Genomic DNA, 15,449 nt, shown 5'->3' with positions numbered 1-15,449 from the left:
TGTTTGCGGCGGCCTGACCGAAAGCTTGGGATTTCCTTGGGGACGGCTCAGCGGATCAGGCGGACCTTTTCCAAGAGGCGCGGCCAGCGCGGGTCGTCGCGCAGCGGGTCGCAGTAGGGCAGCCAGGGCAGGAAGGTGAGGTAGGGGTCGTCCTGCGTCGCGGCGGCCTCGAGGGCGGCGAAGGCCGCGTCCGGCTGGCCGGCGGCGGCGCGCAGGAAGGCCACGTCGGTGAGCCGGGGCGTGAACATCACCTTCTGGGTCTGGAAAAGGTCGGCGCCGGCCGCGCTGAGCGCCGCGAAGCCGCCCTCGTCGAACCGCGCCCGCAGGATGTCGAGCTGGGCCTGGTCGAGGCCCCAGAGCTCCAGGCCCTTCAGCAGGCCCTCGGCGGCGGCGGCCGGCTCGCCCGACAGCGCATAGGCCCAGCCCTTGGCGTACCAGCCCTCGCTGGACAGCGGCGCCAGCGCCAGCGCCTCGTTCGCCGCGGCGATCGCCTGGCGATAGCGCCGCGCGGTGAGCAGGATCTGCAGCAACTGGCCGCGCGCCATCAGCGACACCGGCTCCAGCTCCACGGCGCGGCGGGCGGCGCGCTCGGCCTCCACGAACTGGCCGACAGCCGCGAAGCCGAACGCCCGGTGACGGTGGGCCGAGGCCAGGTCCGGGTCGAGGGCGAGCGCCCGGCGCAGCGCCTGGTCGGCGGCGGCGAAGTCGCGGTCGCCCATCAGGATCGCCAGCCCCAGCACCGCCCAGGCCGGCGCGAGTTCGGGGTCGAGCCCGACCGCGGCGTGGGCGCAGGCCTTGGCGGCGGCGATCGAACCGCCGCCGCCCCCCGCCAGATATTGCGCGGCGAGCGCGTTGGCCAGGCCCGCATGGGCCGGCGCCCAGCCCGGCGCTTCGGCCACGGCGGCCTCGAAATAGAGCCGCGCCTGGGCCTGGCTGGCGGGGAAGGGATTGGCGAGCGCGGCGCGGCCCTGGGCGAGCAGGGCGGCGGCCTTGGGCGGGGCGTTCGATTCCGACCGGGACGCCGGCCCGGACGCTGACCCTTCGGGCGGCGCCATCACCAGCCGGTAGCCGCGCTTGGGCAGGGTCTCGATGTAGCGGCGCGCCGGCGTCTCCCCAAGCGCGCTGCGAAGGCGGCTGACCGCCGCGGCCAGGGTGTCGTCGCCGATGGCGCGGCCGCCCCAGACGCCGTCGACGATCTCCTGCTTGCCGACCACGCGCCCGCCGGAGCCCGCGAACAGCAGCAGCAGGTCCATGAGCCGCGGCTCGATCCGGGTCTCACCCGCGCCGCCGTCCAAGGGCGCCAGCACGCCACGCGCCGGCTCGACGCGCCAGGCGCCGAACTCGAAGGGCTGCTCGCTCAAGGCCCGGCTCATCGCCCCGCTGTCTCCCCGCCTGGCGCGATAGTCCGAGAGGTTGACCCCCAGGTCAATTTGACGGCGGAGCCCCTGGGGGCGATCCTGTCTGAACGGCGTTCAGGAAACGCGCCCGGAACCGTCTCGCGGAGCAGATCATGGCCGACGGCAACATCACCAAGGACGCCATGTACGGCGCCGTCGCGCCGGACGATTTCGAGTCCATGCTGACGCTGGACCGCTATGGCGAGCGCACCACCGCCTTCGACAAGATCATCAGCGCCACCCACGACCACTTCTGGGACCCGCTGGACCCGAAATACATCGACTTCTCCGAGCCCTTCGACCTCGAGACCGAGGCGATGATGCCGGACGAGACCCAGCCCCTGCTGCGCCTGCCCTACGTCGCCGAGACGCTGGTCGACCCCAAGCAGAAGGTGGCCTTCGTCAACTACCTGCAGCTGCGCAACTTCTCCTCGATCCTGCACGGCGAGCAGGGGGCGCTGAACCTGTCGGCCAGCCTCTGCCACGTGCTCTACGACCAGGGCGCCCAGGAATATGCGGCCAACCAGACCCGCGAGGAGGCGCGCCACGTCACCGCCTTCGCCCGCTACATCAAGGCCCGCTGGGGCCGGCCCACCGAGTGCGGCGCGGCGCTGAAAAGCCTGCTGGTCGAGATCATCGAGGCGCCGGAGGTCTACAAGAAGATCGTCGGCATGCAGATGCTGGTGGAGGGCCTGGCCATGGGCGCCTTCGCCAACGGCTTCAAATACAACCGCGATCCGGTGTCCAAGAAGCTGTTCCAGCTGGTGATGACCGACGAGGCCTTCCATCACAAGTTCGGGAAGATCTGGGCCGACCGCACCATCCCCAAGCTCACCGAGGCCGAGCGCAACCTGGTGGAGGACTGGACCGCCCACTGCGCCCAGAAGCTGATCTTCGACCGCGGCGACCCGCGCGAAATGAGCGAGATCTTCGGGCGCTTCGGCCTCGATGCCGAACGCGTTGTCGAGGACATCATCCAGCGGCGGAAGGAACGCGATCCGGTCCGCCGGTTCCGCGGCGAAACCAACGTGTTCCGGGTGCTGATCAAGACGCTGCTGAACGCCGGGCTGATCACCGAACGGACCCGCAGCTTCTACGGCGCCTACGTCGACCTCGAGGAACTGGCCGGCGAGGGCGAGCGGATGGTGGGCGACGACATCGCCGAGGACGGCATCCGCTACCTGCAGGCGATCAACTTCAAGGACCGCCAGCGCGGCGTTTCCATCGCCGCGGAGTGACCGCGTCACGCCATGGCAAGGGTCCGCCCTGAAAAGGACGGGTTTCTGTTGCGTCCTTATGCAGCGCCCGCGGGACCCACCGCGGGCGTTTCAATTGTCATCAGAGGCCGCTAAGACCCCGCCGCATGTTGAAGCATTTGTCCGCGATCCTGGCCGCCGTGGCCCTGGTGGCGTCCGCCGCGCCCGCGAGCGCTGACGCCCAGGCCCAGCCCGTCGCCCATATCGACGCCGCCAAGATGATGGGCCGCTGGTACGAGGTCGCCCGGCTCCCCAACATGATCCAGCGCGGCTGCCAGGCCGGCATGTCGGAATGGAATCGCGTCCCCGACGGCTTCGCGGTGATCCAGACCTGCCACAAGGGCAGCCCCACCGGCCCGCTGACCGAGTGGAAGGCGCACGCCCGCGTCATCGATCCGGTTTCCAACGCCAAGTTCAAGATGACCTTCTTCGGCGGCCTGATATCCCAGGAATACTGGGTGCTGGACCACCATGAGGACGAAGGCTGGCTGATCCTGGGCACCCACGACGGCAAGTACCTGTGGCTGATGTCGCAGCGGCCGACCCTGCCGGAGGCGGTGCGCAGCGAGGCGGTCGCCCGGATCAAGCAGCTCGGCTTCGACGTCGGCCGCCTGGAATTCCCGCTGCCGGGCCGCGGCTGAGGCCTATTGCCTCCGGAACGTAGCCGGAACAATCTGCCCGCATGGGCGCCCCCGTCACCTCCCGTCCGGAAACCACCGCCACCGTCACGCGCGGCGCGGCGCGGTTGCTGACCGCGCTGGGCTATGCGCCGCTGGCCGAGGTCACCCTGCCCAACGGGCGGCGCGCCGACCTGATGGCGCTGGGCCGCCGGGGCGAGATCTTCATCGTCGAGGTGAAGTCGGGGCTGGAGGACTTCAAGACCGACCTCAAGTGGCATGAATACCGGCCCTACTGCGACGCCTTCGCCTTCGCCGTGGCCCCGGAGTTCCCGCGCGAGATCCTGCCGGAGGCGCCGGGCCTGATCGTCGCCGACGGCTTCGGCGGCGCGGTGCTGCGCGAGGCGCCCGTGGTTGTCCTGGCCGGCGCCCGGCGCAAGGCGCTCACCCTGGCCTTCGGCCGCCTGGCGGCGCTCAGGGCGGCCGGGGTGGCGGCCGTGGTGCTGGACGCCGGCTAGACCGGCCGCGTCAGGGTCTTCAGCGCCCCCATGTGGCGGCGGGAGACGGCGATCTCGGCGCCGGTGGAGAGCACCACCGCGCCCCGCCCGCCGGCGTGGCGGATGCGCACGATGCGGTCGGCGCGCACTAGGCTGGAGCGGTGGATGCGCAGGAAGAGCTTGGGGTCGAGGCGGCCGGCCAGCGCGCCGATCGACAGCCGCACCAGGAAGCTGCGGGCGCCGGCGTGGATGCGCACATAGTCCCGCTCGGCCGCCACCCAGTCGATCGCCGCCACCGGCAGGCTGGTGCGCCCGCCGCGCTCCTGGATCCAGATCTCGCGCTCGAAGCCGGTGTCCGCCGCGGCCGGCGGCCCGTGCGACCCGAGAGGGTTGGGGCCGCTGCGCAGGTTGCGCAGGATCTCCTCCAGCTCGTGGGTGCGCTCGGCGGCGGCCTTTTCGCACAGCGCCGCGCGGGCGCGGGCCAGCGCCTGGGCCAGGCGCGCCGGCTCCACGGGCTTCAGGAGGTAGTCGAAGGCGGCGCGGTCGAAGGCGTCCAGGGCGAAGCGGTCGAAGGCGGTGACGAAGATCACGATCGGCGCGGCGGCCTCGCCATTGGCCTTGGCGGCCTTGGCCTTCACCGCGTCCAGCACCTCAAGTCCCGTGAGCCCCGGCATCTTGATGTCGAGCAGCACCACGTCGGGCGAAAGCTCGGCGATCAGGCGCTGGGCCACCGTCCCGTCGGCGGCCGCGCCGGTCAGCTCGATGCCCGGCTGTTCGCGCAGCAGGATCTCCAGCCGCCGCCGCGCCAGCGGCTCGTCGTCGACGATCAGCACCTTCACGCCGCAGGCCCTTCGCGGCGCCCTTGAAGGCGTTCGAGCGGCAATTCGACCACCGCGGCGAACCCGCCCCCGTCGCGCGGGCCGCAGGTCAGCACGCCGGCTTCGCCGTAGAGCACTTCCAGCCTGCGGCGCACATTGGCCAGGCCCACGCCCAGGGCGGCGGCCGGCGTCTGGGCGATTTCCGGCACCGCGTCGTCCTGCACGGTGAGCATCAGCGTCCCGTCGCGCGCCTGCGCGCTGATCTCGACGGTCACCGGGCGCGTCGTGCGCGCCACGCCGTACTTCACCGCGTTCTCGATCAGCGGCTGCAGGATCAGGCCCGGGACCAGGGCGTCGCCGAGCGCCGCCGGCGCGGCTTCGCGGAACACCAGCCGGTCGCCGAACCGCTCCTGTTCGATGGCCAGGTACTGGCGCTGGACGGTGAGCTCGTCGGCGAGCGCGATCTTGTCGCTGGGGGCCTTCTCCAACGAGGCGCGCAGGAAGTTGGACAGCGACAGCACCATCCGCTCGGCCCGCTCAACGTCCTTCTGCAGGATGAGTGAGGAAAGCGCGTTCAGGGTGTTGAACAGGAAGTGCGGGTTGATCTGGTTGCGGAGCATCTGGTTCTGGCTCTCCGCAGCCAGGGCCTGGGCCTCCATGAGCCGCAGGCTCTGCTCGCGCGCCTCGCTGTCGTAGCTGAGCGCCAGCACGATCGCGCACCAGGCGATGAACGACCAGATCATCACCGAGCCGTTGTAGGCCCAGGACAGCGCCACCTCGCTCCAGCCCTCGTCCATCGGGCCCACCGGCCACAGGATGTAGAAGACCGTGTGGTTCACCAGGGTCCAGGCGGCCACGCCAGCCAGCGACAGGACCGCCGACAGCAGGAAGCGGCGCGCCCAGGGCCACGCGCCGGTGGCCAGCAGCACCCACTGGATCACGAAGCAGACGCCGACGCAGATCAGGCTGACCACCGCGCGCCGCGCGCCGAGGCCCAGGAGCACCGGGAGCGCGGTGCCCATGCCCAGGGTGCGGACCGAGGTGCCCACATAGGTCACGCCCCACACGGTGAGGTTGGCGGCCAGGTAGCGGTCGAACAGGGGCCGACGCTCGGCGGCGTCATGCGCCGTCCGCGGGTTGCGGCGATAGCGGGCCTCGGCCGAGCCCGGTGATGCGTCCAAGGCGGCGGTCCCCGCGCCAATGTTCCGGTTCCGACCCTAGGCCAGGACAGAAGCCGAAGCGACGCCGTTCGTCGTGCGAATCCAGCCGCTTGCAGCAGCGGTTACAGTTGGCCTCGCCGGTTGCAGCCTTCATCGAATACGGCGTGATCGAGGGCGCACGCGGCCGGAAGCTCCGTCTCGGTGAGACCATCGAGGAGTACGGCGATGACCCTGTGCGGCCAGATCTCCATCGAACTCGTCGTCGACGATTTCGTCGAGGCGGCGGACCACCAGCGGCGGATCGAGGCCCTGATGGCGCGAATCCGCGAAACCTATCCGCACGCGACGCTCAACATGCGCGAACGGCGGGTGCGCCGTGCGCTCGGCCTGCCCGCAGCCCCGCGGCGCGCGGCGGTGCTGAGCGCCTATCGGGAGGCCTGACCATGCGCAGCCGCAACAGCTTGCTGCAGGCGCTGCATCTGCTGAAAGGGCTCGACCCCAGGGTCAGCGTCAACGAGGTGATCGCCTTCCTCTACGCCGCCGAGAACGAGGGCCTGACGGTGCAGGACATGGCCTATCTGGGCGGGCTGTCCCAATCGACCGCCTCGCGCAGCCTGCGCGCGCTCGGCCCGCCGGACTCGGCCTGGTCGCAGACCCCGGCGCTCGGGCTGGTGGAGGCGTTCCTGAACCCCGACGACGGGCGCAGCCACGTGATCCAGCTCTCGGCCAAGGGGCGTGAGGTGCGCGACCGGCTGGACGCGATCATCCGCCAGGCCGTGCAGATCGCGCCGGACCGGCTGACCCGGGCGGCCTGAACGCCTCTGCCTACCCTCTCCCGCTGTCGCTCGGTTCCGGGGAGCGGCCTTCGGCATAGGCGCGGCTGACCTTCTTCGGCACGATCTGGGTCCAGGCCTCCAGCACCAGCGTGGCGACTTCCTCGGCGTCGAGGAACTCGATCTCCACCCAGCTCCAGCGCAGCGCCCCGGCCACCATCGGGCTGAACACTTCGGGCCGCGCCTCGAACAGCAGTTCCTGGTGGTTCTTCTCGAGCTTCATGACGCAGCGGCCGCGGAAGCCCTGGACGAAACCCTTCTTGCCGACCTGGAAGCAGGGCTCGCCGTACCAACTGTTCTCCCACGCGCCCGGCAGGCCGAGCGCGACGGCGCGGATGTCGTCCCAGCTCGCCATGGCCCGCCCCGCGCGCCTGGACCTTAGCGCGGCGCGCGCTTGGCCAGGATCCGCTGCAGGGTGCGGCGGTGCATGTTGAGCCGGCGCGCCGTCTCCGAGACGTTGTGGTTGCAGAGCTCGTAGATCCGCTGGATGTGCTCCCAGCGCACCCGGTCGGCGCTCATCGGGTTCTCCGGCGGGGCCGCGGCCATGTCGCCCTTGGCCAGCAGCGCGCGGACCACGTCGTCGGCGTCGGCGGGCTTGGAGAGGTAGTCGACCGCGCCGGCCTTCACCGCCTGAACGGCGGTGGCGATGTTGCCGTAGCCGGTCAGCATGATGATCTTGGCGTCGGGTCGGGCGTCGCGCACCGCCTCCACCACCTTCAGCCCGTTGCCGTCCTCCAGCCGCATGTCCAGCACGGCGTAGGCGGGAGCGTGGGTCCGCACCGCGGCGATGGCTTCGGAGACCGAGCCCACCAGGGTGGGTTCGAACCCGCGTTGTTCGAGCGCGCGGCCGAGTCGCGTTCGCAGGGGAGCGTCGTCGTCCAGCACCAGGAGGCTCCTGTCGGACAGGGCGGCGACGTCGGCGGAAAGGTCGGTCATGCGGTGATCCCCACTAGGGTCCCCTTACTCTGACGGATGCGGCATCCTGTCGCAGGTCATAACCCAAGGGCAAGCCGGAACTCTCGGCGGGCGAAACGGCGCGGGCTTTCGTATCACAGGTCCGGCGCCTCAATCTTGGCGCGCGGCCAGCGGGCCGAAACCACCGCGCCACGCGGTCGGCCGTTCTGGAAAGTCACAACAGCCCCGGTTCGTTCCAACAGCGTCTTGGAGATGAAGAACCCCAGGCCCATGCCGATATGGCCGGTGCGCGAGCCTTCCGCGCCCGGACGGCTGGTCACATAAGGCTCGCCCAGCTTGGCCAGGATCTCGGGCGCGAAGCCCGGCCCGTCGTCGCGCACCTCGATGGAGACGGCCTCGGCGTCGAAACGGGCCGACAGCAGGATCTCCGACTTGGCGAAATCGACCGCGTTCTCCACGAAGGAGGTGAAGGCGTGGCTGATCTCCGGCAGGCGGCGGATGTCGGGGGTCTTCATGCCCTTGGCGCCGGTGACGATGGCCTCGACGCGCACGCCCTTCACCGCGGCGTGCGGTTCGATCACCTCCTGCACGAGCTGGCGCAGCGAGACGCGCTCATGCACCTCGTCGGAGGCGGCGTCGGGTGTTTCGGTGAGCCGGCGCAGGATCTCGCGGCAGCGCTCGGCCTGGGAGATCAGCAGCTCGGCGTCCTCCTTCACCTGCGGCGTGGGCGCCTCGCGGCCCATCTCCTTGGCGACGATGGAGATGGTGGCGAGCGGGGTGCCGAGCTCATGGGCGGCGGCGGCGGCCAGCGCGCCGAGCGCCGAGAGCCGCTGTTCGCGGGCCAGCACCGCCTGGGTGACGTCCAGCGCCAGCGCCATCCGCGCCGATTCCACCGCCGCCTGGCGGACGTAGCCGGCGGTGAGCGCGATGCCGGCGAGGTTGGCCACCGCCGCCCCGATCCGGAAGCTCATGGGGATGGCGACCGAGGCGCCCGCCGCGTGTGGCAGGGGCAGGGAGAAGAAGGCCAGCACCAGCGAGGTCGCCCCGGCCAGGCCGCCCAGGATCAGCACGGGCCGGAGCGGCAGGGTCGCCGCCGCCAGGGTCACCGGCGCGATCAGGATCAGCATGAAGGGGTTGGCCGCCCCGCCGGTCAGGAAGATCAGCGCGCTGATCTGCAGGATGTCGATGGAGAGCTGGGCGGCCGCCTCGCGGTCGCCGAACACCCGCTGGCCGGGCGAGGCCAGGCCGGTCAGCAGGTTCACCCAGGCGCTTGCCCCGGCCACCGTGAAGGCCAGCGGATAGGGCAGGGAAAAGCCCATCAGCATGGCGGTGACCAGCAGGACCGCCTCGCCGGCCACCACCAGCCAGCGCAGGGTGACCAGGGTGCGGACCCGCAGGCGCCCCTGGTGGACCGCGCCGCCCTCCGCCCAGTCCTCGCGATCGGGCAGGGCGCCCGCGGCGGCGGCCTTGCGCGCGGCGGCCAGGGTGGCGTCGTGGGCGGGGTCGGAGGCGGGGTTGAGCGCTTGTCCGCCTTGCGCCGCCCTCTCGCCGGCCCTATCGAGACCGGGGGCTGGCGGCTGGCCTGGCGATGTCCGGGACTTGGCCATGGGCGGTCAGGATCGCGCGGCAGCGCGGCCCTGGCGAGCCCCAAAGCGATGGAATGTCGAGGAACGGCACATGAGTCGGACCGTCTGGATGATCCTGGCCATCCTGGCCGTGGCCTTCGCCCTCATCACCGGCCTCGCCGTGCGGCGCGGCCTGCTGGGGCCGGAAACCCAAACGGCGCTGATCGGCGGGCCGTTCCACCTGACGGACCAGACCGGAAAGCCCACCGACCAGTCGGTGCTGAAGGGCAAGTGGAACGCCGTCTTCTTCGGCTACACCTATTGCCCCGAGGCCTGCCCGACGGCGCTGCTGGCGCTCGGCCAGACCGAGAAGCTGCTGGGGCCCAAGGCGGCGGACTTCCAGACCGTCTACATCTCGGTGGACCCCAAGCGCGACACCCCCAAGGTGATCGCCAACTACCTTTCCAACACCAGCTTCCCGCGCCATGTGGTGGGGCTGACCGGCGACGAGGCGCAGGTCCAGGCCGCGGCCAAGGCCTACAAGGTCTACTACCAGAAGGTCGGCGACGGGGCGGGCGACTACCAGGTCAACCACTCGACCATCACCTATCTGATGAGCCCGAACGGCGGCTTCGTCTGCGTGATCCCCTACGGCGAGACCCCCGAGCAGATGGCCGGCCAGATCCAGGCGGCCATGAAACAGGGCCCCCACGCGACCTCCTGCCGCGCCTGAGCCGCAAATCCTGAACGATCGGTATGGACCCGATTAACCGATCGGGTGTTATGTTGCGTCGCACAAGGATCCCGTGCGATCCTAGGGGTGGCGCATGCTCTACGCTCTCTACGAAGCCGGTTTCTACGCCTCGACGCCATTTCGCGCTGCAGCGCGGCTGACGCGGGATTTCTGGTCCTCGCCGCTCAACCCGGCGCGGGACTCCGAGCTCGGCCGGGCGCTCTACGCCAACGCCGACCTGTTTGCGAACCTCACCCGCCGCTACGGCAAGCCGGCCTGGCGCATCGACAGCGTCGAGATCGACGGCCACGCGGTGCGCGTGCGCCCGACGCAGGTCTGGTCGACGCCCTGGTGCAAGCTCACCCACTTCGCCCGCGACATGGCCGACATGCGCCGCGCCGGCCGCCGCACCCGCGAGCCCGCCGTGCTGATCGCCGCGCCGCTTTCCGGCCACTACGCCACCCTGCTGCGCGGCACGGTCGAGGCCTTCCTGCAGGACCACGAGGTCTACATCACTGAGTGGACCAACGCGCGCGACGTGCCGGTGATGGAGGGCCGCTTCGACTTCCACGACTACATCGACCACATCCGCGAGATGCTGCGGGTGATGGGCCCCAGGCCGCACGTGGTGGCGGTCTGCCAGCCGGGGCCGCCGGTGCTGGCGGCCGCGGCGCTGATGGCCGAGGACGGCGAGGAGAGCCGCCCGGGCTCGATGACCTTCATGGGCTCGCCGATCGACGCGCGCCTGTCGCCGACGGTCACCAACAAGCTGGCCGAGGAACGGCCCTTCACCTGGTTCCAGTCGCACATGATCGACACCGTGCCGCCGCCCTATCCGGGAATGGGCCGGCGCGTCTATCCGGGCTTCGTCCAGCTCGCCAGCTTCATGTCGATGAACCTGGAGAAGCACCAGGAGGCGCACCAGCGCTACCTGCGCCAGCTGATGGACGGCGACGGCGACGGCGCCGAGCAGCACCTGAAGTTCTACGACGAATATCTGTCGGTGCTGGACCTGACCGAGGAGTTCTATCTGCAGACGGTGGACGTGGTCTTCCAGCGCTATCTGTTGCCCAAGGGCGAGCTGGAGCATCGCGGCCGGCTGGTGCGGCCCGACCTGATCACCGACATCCGCCTGCTCACCGTCGAGGGCGAGAACGACGACATCTCCGGCATCGGCCAGACCCAGGCGGCGCACGATCTCTGCTCGGGCCTGCCGGCGGCGCTGAAGCAGGACTACGTCCAGCCGCACGTGGGCCACTACGGCGTCTTCAACGGCGCCCGCTTCCGCGACCAGATCTACCCGCGGGTCCGCGAGATGATCTGGGCCGCCGAGAACGAGCTTTCGCGCAATCCCGCCAACGCCGCCCTCCCCAAGGGGACCAAGGCCGCCTAGATTCCCCAGGCGATGAGTCTGTTCGGCCGATCGTTGAATGATGGAGACCGGCTGGAGGTGGCCGGGACGCCGGTGACCCTGAAGGTCAACCGCCGCGCCCGGCGCGTGTCGATCCGGCTCGACCGGACGCGGCGCGAGATCGTCGCCACCGCGCCCTCGCTGCGCCGCCTGCCGGAGGCCGCCGCCTTCGCCCGCGACCGCGCCCACTGGATCGCCGAGCGGATCGCCGAACTGCCGCGCGCGACGCCGATCCGGCCGGGGATGACGCTTGAGGTGTTCGGCGAGCCCGTGCGCCTGGAGGCCGGGGCGGGACGGGCGAAATGGCTGCCGGCGGCGAACGGCGAACCAGCGCGGATCAGCGCCATGGCCCCCTCCGATCCCGGGGGCGAGGGCTTCGCCCGCGCGGTGATCCTGATCCTGAAGCGCCGGGCGCTGGCGGTGCTCACCGAGCGCACCGAGACCTACGCCGCCATGCTGGGCGAGCCCGCGCCGAAGGTGACCGTGGCCGACGCCAAGGCCCGCTGGGGCTCCTGCCGCCCGGGCGTGCGCGGCGGCCCGGCGGCGATCCGCTACAGCTGGCGGCTGGCGCTCGCCCCCTTCGAGGTCGCCGACTATGTGGCGGCCCACGAGTGCGCCCACCTGAAGGAGCTGAACCACGGCCCGCGGTTCTGGGCCCACGTCCGCGCCCTGGTGGGCGAGCCCAAGGCCCACCGCGCCTGGCTGCGCGCCGAGGGCGCTATGCTGCACGCCTTCGGGCGCTGACGCTCTCCCTTCAGGGGAGGATGTTCGGGTCAGTGCGGCGCTTCGTCCGGCTGGGGCCGGGTCTGGGACTGCGGACCGGGCCCTTCGGCCTCGTGGTCGCCGTTCAGCAGGCCGCTCGCGCCGTTGATGATCTGGCTCAGCATGTCCGGGGTCTCGGCCTGCGGGGCCTCGGCGCCGGGGATGCCGGCGGTCTTCAGCCGCGGCAGGGCCTCGGCCATGTAGGCGTGCCAGATGCCGGCCGGCGGGCCGCCGCCGGTGACCTTCCGCATCGGTGTGTTGTCGTCCTTGCCGACCCAGACGGCGGTGACGAAGCCGCCCGTGTAGCCGATGAACCAGGCGTCGCGGTAGTCGCTGGTGGTGCCGGTCTTGCCGGCCAGGTCATAGCCCTTCACCGCCGCGCGCGTGCCGGTGCCCGAGGCGATCACCTGGCGCATCATGCGGATCATGTAGCTGAGCGCCGGCTGGCCGATCACCTGCCTGGGCGCCGGCAGGCCGACGTTGTGGTCGTAGAGCACCCGGCCCGAGGCGGTGCGGATGCGCTCGATGCCGTAGCCCCGGGCGAAGATCCCCCCGTTGGAGAACGGCACATAGGCCTGGGCCATCTCCATCGGGCTCACCTCCACCGCGCCCAGCGCCATGGAGGGATCGAGCTGGATCGGCGAGACGATCCCCAGCCGATGGGCGGTGGCCGCGACATTGGAGGTGCCGACCTCGCTGGCCAGCCGCGCGGCCACGGTGTTGATCGATTCCTTGAGCGCGATCTCCAGGGTGATCGGGCCCAGGTACTGGCCGGTGTAGTTGCGCGGGCTCCAGTTGCCGATGGTGATCGGCTCGTCGACCACCGGGGTGTCAGGCGTGCGTCCGGCCTCCATGGCGGTGAGGTAGACGAAGGGCTTCCAGGACGAGCCCGCCTGGCGCCGGGCGCTGGTGGCGCGGTCGAACTGGCTCTGCAGATAGTTGACGCCGCCGACGTAGGCCCGCACGCGCCCCTCGCTGTCGAGCGAGATCAGGGCCGACTGCTTGACCCCCTGGCTCTGGGCGGCTTCGACGCCCTTCTGGACGGCGGCCTCGGCGGCGGCCTGCAGCGGCAGGTCGAGGGTGGTCTCCACCACCAGGTCCTCGGTGGGTTCGCCCACCAGCTTGCGCACCTGGTCGTCCACCCAGTCGGTGAAGTACTGCGCCCGCTGGTTGGCCAGCACCGGATTGACCCGGACCGGCGTGTGCAGCGCCTGGTCGCGCTGGGCCGCGGTGATGGCGTGGATGCGGTACATCTCGTCCAGCACGATGGTCGTGCGCCGCTCGGCCCGGTCGGTGGCGGCGACCGGCGAATAGCGCGACGGGCCCTTCATCAGGCCCGCCAGCAGGGCGGCCTCGCCGATGCTGAGCTGGGAGGCGGGCTTGCCGAAATAGCGTTCGCTGGCCGCCTCGATGCCGTAGGCGCCGGCCCCGAAATAGACCCGGTTCAGATAGAGCTCGAGGATCTGCTTCTTGGAGAACTTGGCCTCCAGCCAGATCGCCAGGATCAGTTCCTGCGCCTTGCGGCGATAGGTCTGGTTGGGGGTCAGGAACAGGTTGCGGGCGAGCTGCTGGGTGATGGTCGAGCCGCCGCGCAGGGGGCCCGCGCCATGGTGCGTCCAGTCGTAGACCTGGCTTCGGACGATGCCCCAGGGGTTGAAGCCGAAGTGCCAGTAGAACCAGCGGTCCTCGATCGCCACGAAGGCCTTGGGCACATAGGGCGGCAGCTTGTCGAGGTCGACGGGCGGGGCGTACTGGCTGCCGCGCACCGCCACCAGGCCGCCGGAGCGGTCGAGGTAGGAGATCGAGGGCTGGCGTTTGACCTGGTAGAGCTTGGAGGTGTCGGGCAGGTCCACCGAGAAGACGGCGAAGAAGGCGACCATGAAGATCAGTCCCCAGACCCCGGCCACCAGGGTCCAGTAGATCACCGATTGCAGGGTTGAACGGCGGCGCGGGGGCTCTTCGGGGTCGCCGCCTCTGCCTCCTCCCGCGCGTCTGGGCGGGGGCTTCGCATTCGCCATCTGCTCGGAGTCCTTAGCCGGGCCGACCCTTATCCCAGGCCAGACAAGCACGCGACAAGATTGACGAGATATGAACGACGGGGTTTGACAGGCGTATGGCGGACGCCGCTTTGCGGCCGGCCAAGCTTAGGTCACATTCGGCCCAGACAAGACGAGCCGGCGCGGCGAGCCCGCCATCGGGCCCTGGAGGAAACGAGACGATGTCGCAGATTCGGGTGGCGCTCCTGAGCGCGCTGATGGTGATCAGCCTGGCGGCCTGCACGAAGTCCGGCTCCGCCGGCGGCGGCGCGGCGCTCACCAAGGACGACATGGACCTGGGCAATCCGAACGCCAAGGTCACCGTCGTCGAATACGCCTCGGTGGGCTGCCCGGTGTGCGCCAAGTGGCAGAAGGAGGTCTTCCCGGACTTCAAGGCCAAGTACATCGACTCCGGAAAGGTCCACTACGTCTTCCGCGAGATGCTGGTGGGCCAGGGCGCCGAGGTCCAGGTGGCCGCCGCCGGATTCCTGCTGGCCCGCTGCGCCGGCAAGGACAAGTACTTCGCCGTCACCGACGCGATCTTCAAGGACCAGCAGCAGGCCTTCGAGGCGCCGCGCGACACCCTGGTGGACGTGGCCAAGTCGGTCGGCATGACCGAGGACCAGTTCAACAAGTGCACGAACGACGAGAAGTCGATCCAGGCGCTGAACGACCGGGTCGACCACCACAACCGCGACGACAAGGTCAATTCGACGCCGACCTTCGTCATCAACGGCAAGCAGATGGAGCCCGGCTACCATTCGCTCGACGAGATCGACGCGGCGATCAAGGCGGCCGGCGCATAGGAAGGCCGAAGCGGAGCTTCAAGGCCGGGGTCCGATACATCCTCGCATACCGAGGTTGCGAAAATAGCGGTTGCCTCCGATCTTAACACCGTTATCTTAGCGATGCTCAGTTCGAAGTGCGCCGAGGGTGGGGATACCCGAAGCGGTCCACGCGACGGACGGGCCGGTGTCTTGAGCAGGGACGCCGCCACTCCCCGAACCGGAGGGCTCAAATGAAGCTCCTTACCCTTGCGGCCGCGTGCGCCGCCCTCGTCACCCTGTCCGCCGCGCCCGCCGCCTTTGCGGGCGAGTCCGTGGTCGCCAAGCTGGCGCAACCCGTCACCCAAGCCACCAAGGTCATCGCCGGCGAAGCGGTGTTCAACTGCGAAGGTGACGCCTGCGTCGCCAACGCGCCGACCTCGCAGACCTTCTCCTCGTCCACCTGCAAGGTGATCGCCGCCAAGTTCGGTCCGGTGACCGCCTACACCGGCTCCAAGCCGATGGACGACACCCGCCTGGCGGCCTGCAACAGCGTCGCCGTGGCGCGCGCCGGCGGCGGCGTCCAGACGGCCAAGCAGTAAGGCCTGTCCAGACTTTCCAGTCTCCCAGCAGCTCTGTTGTCGAGCTCTGAAACTGAAGGGCGCCGGCCTTGGCCGGCGCCCAC

17 protein-coding genes are annotated in these 15,449 nt (G+C 70.3%); 10 read left to right on the top strand and 7 right to left on the bottom strand.

All coding sequences use genetic code 11. The features are described from left to right. Positions 1–47 precede the first annotated feature (47 nt). Complete coding sequence (locus VGL85_RS17390; protein ID WP_331590253.1) at positions 48–1,373, bottom strand: winged helix-turn-helix domain-containing protein; 1,326 nt, start codon at positions 1,371–1,373, stop codon at positions 48–50. A 137-nt stretch (positions 1,374–1,510) separates the two neighbouring features. Between VGL85_RS17390 and VGL85_RS17385 the strand changes: the two genes are divergently transcribed. From VGL85_RS17385 to mmcB, 3 genes are all read left to right on the top strand, one after another. Then, the gene (locus tag VGL85_RS17385) at positions 1,511–2,635 is read left to right on the top strand and encodes a ferritin-like domain-containing protein (protein WP_331590252.1); all 1,125 of its coding nucleotides are present in this window, start codon (positions 1,511–1,513) and stop codon (positions 2,633–2,635) included. A gap of 125 nt (positions 2,636–2,760) precedes the next feature. Then, positions 2,761–3,294, top strand: coding sequence for a lipocalin family protein (locus VGL85_RS17380; protein WP_331590251.1), 534 nt, complete (start codon positions 2,761–2,763; stop codon positions 3,292–3,294). 41 nt (positions 3,295–3,335) lie between these two features. Then, the gene (mmcB, locus tag VGL85_RS17375) at positions 3,336–3,788 is read left to right on the top strand and encodes a DNA repair putative endonuclease MmcB (protein WP_331590250.1); all 453 of its coding nucleotides are present in this window, start codon (positions 3,336–3,338) and stop codon (positions 3,786–3,788) included. On the opposite strand, the gene VGL85_RS17370 is transcribed toward mmcB, so the two are convergent. After that, on the bottom strand, positions 3,785–4,606 hold the full coding sequence (locus VGL85_RS17370; RefSeq protein WP_331590249.1) for a LytTR family DNA-binding domain-containing protein: 822 nt from the start codon (positions 4,604–4,606) through the stop codon (positions 3,785–3,787). The genes mmcB and VGL85_RS17370 overlap by 4 nt on opposite strands. Next, positions 4,603–5,766 (bottom strand): sensor histidine kinase, encoded by a 1,164-nt coding sequence (locus VGL85_RS17365; RefSeq protein ID WP_331590248.1) that lies wholly within the window; start codon positions 5,764–5,766, stop codon positions 4,603–4,605. The genes VGL85_RS17370 and VGL85_RS17365 overlap by 4 nt, the downstream gene beginning before the upstream one ends. Before the next feature lie 204 nt (positions 5,767–5,970). Here VGL85_RS17365 and VGL85_RS17360 point away from each other — a divergent pair, with 204 nt between their 5' ends. Beyond that, positions 5,971–6,186: a hypothetical protein gene (locus VGL85_RS17360; RefSeq protein ID WP_331590247.1), complete on the top strand. Its 216-nt coding sequence runs from the start codon at positions 5,971–5,973 to the stop codon at positions 6,184–6,186. A gap of 2 nt (positions 6,187–6,188) precedes the next feature. After that, entirely contained in the window at positions 6,189–6,560 is a 372-nt protein-coding gene (locus VGL85_RS17355) for a hypothetical protein (protein ID WP_331590245.1), read from the top strand. Between the two features lie 10 nt (positions 6,561–6,570). Here the strand turns inward: VGL85_RS17355 and VGL85_RS17350 are convergent, their stop codons facing one another. The 3 genes from VGL85_RS17350 to VGL85_RS17340 all read right to left on the bottom strand — a co-directional run bounded on the left by VGL85_RS17350 (position 6,571) and on the right by VGL85_RS17340 (position 9,100). Then, positions 6,571–6,933 carry an MmcQ/YjbR family DNA-binding protein gene (locus VGL85_RS17350; RefSeq protein ID WP_331590244.1) on the bottom strand — a complete coding sequence of 121 codons (363 nt, stop codon included), beginning with the start codon at positions 6,931–6,933 and terminating at the stop codon, positions 6,571–6,573. A gap of 23 nt (positions 6,934–6,956) precedes the next feature. Further along, positions 6,957–7,514, bottom strand: coding sequence for an ActR/PrrA/RegA family redox response regulator transcription factor (locus VGL85_RS17345; RefSeq protein WP_331590243.1), 558 nt, complete (start codon positions 7,512–7,514; stop codon positions 6,957–6,959). Between the two features lie 113 nt (positions 7,515–7,627). Continuing rightward, positions 7,628–9,100 carry an ActS/PrrB/RegB family redox-sensitive histidine kinase gene (locus VGL85_RS17340; RefSeq protein ID WP_331590242.1) on the bottom strand — a complete coding sequence of 491 codons (1,473 nt, stop codon included), beginning with the start codon at positions 9,098–9,100 and terminating at the stop codon, positions 7,628–7,630. A 70-nt stretch (positions 9,101–9,170) separates the two neighbouring features. On the opposite strand from VGL85_RS17340, the gene VGL85_RS17335 reads away from it, so the two are divergent. From VGL85_RS17335 to VGL85_RS17325, 3 genes are all read left to right on the top strand, one after another. After that, positions 9,171–9,791, top strand: coding sequence for an SCO family protein (locus VGL85_RS17335; protein WP_331590241.1), 621 nt, complete (start codon positions 9,171–9,173; stop codon positions 9,789–9,791). A 94-nt stretch (positions 9,792–9,885) separates the two neighbouring features. Continuing rightward, on the top strand, positions 9,886–11,184 hold the full coding sequence (locus tag VGL85_RS17330) for a polyhydroxyalkanoate depolymerase (RefSeq protein WP_331590240.1): 1,299 nt from the start codon (positions 9,886–9,888) through the stop codon (positions 11,182–11,184). A 57-nt stretch (positions 11,185–11,241) separates the two neighbouring features. Further along, a complete protein-coding gene (locus VGL85_RS17325; protein WP_331590239.1) occupies positions 11,242–11,946 on the top strand; it encodes a SprT family zinc-dependent metalloprotease in 705 nt (234 codons plus the stop codon). A gap of 29 nt (positions 11,947–11,975) precedes the next feature. Here VGL85_RS17325 and VGL85_RS17320 read toward each other — a convergent pair whose 3' ends face one another. Further along, entirely contained in the window at positions 11,976–13,982 is a 2,007-nt protein-coding gene (locus tag VGL85_RS17320) for a penicillin-binding protein 1A (protein ID WP_331590238.1), read from the bottom strand. A 200-nt stretch (positions 13,983–14,182) separates the two neighbouring features. Between VGL85_RS17320 and VGL85_RS17315 the strand changes: the two genes are divergently transcribed. Continuing rightward, entirely contained in the window at positions 14,183–14,806 is a 624-nt protein-coding gene (locus tag VGL85_RS17315) for a DsbA family protein (protein ID WP_331590237.1), read from the top strand. A 212-nt stretch (positions 14,807–15,018) separates the two neighbouring features. Further along, a complete protein-coding gene (locus tag VGL85_RS17310; RefSeq protein ID WP_331590236.1) occupies positions 15,019–15,366 on the top strand; it encodes a CC_3452 family protein in 348 nt (115 codons plus the stop codon). Positions 15,367–15,449 lie beyond the last annotated feature (83 nt).

Source organism: Phenylobacterium sp. (assembly GCF_036501465.1).
In the GTDB taxonomy this organism is placed as follows: Bacteria; Pseudomonadota; Alphaproteobacteria; order Caulobacterales; family Caulobacteraceae; genus Phenylobacterium.
This window is presented reverse-complemented; position numbering and strand designations above follow the sequence as displayed.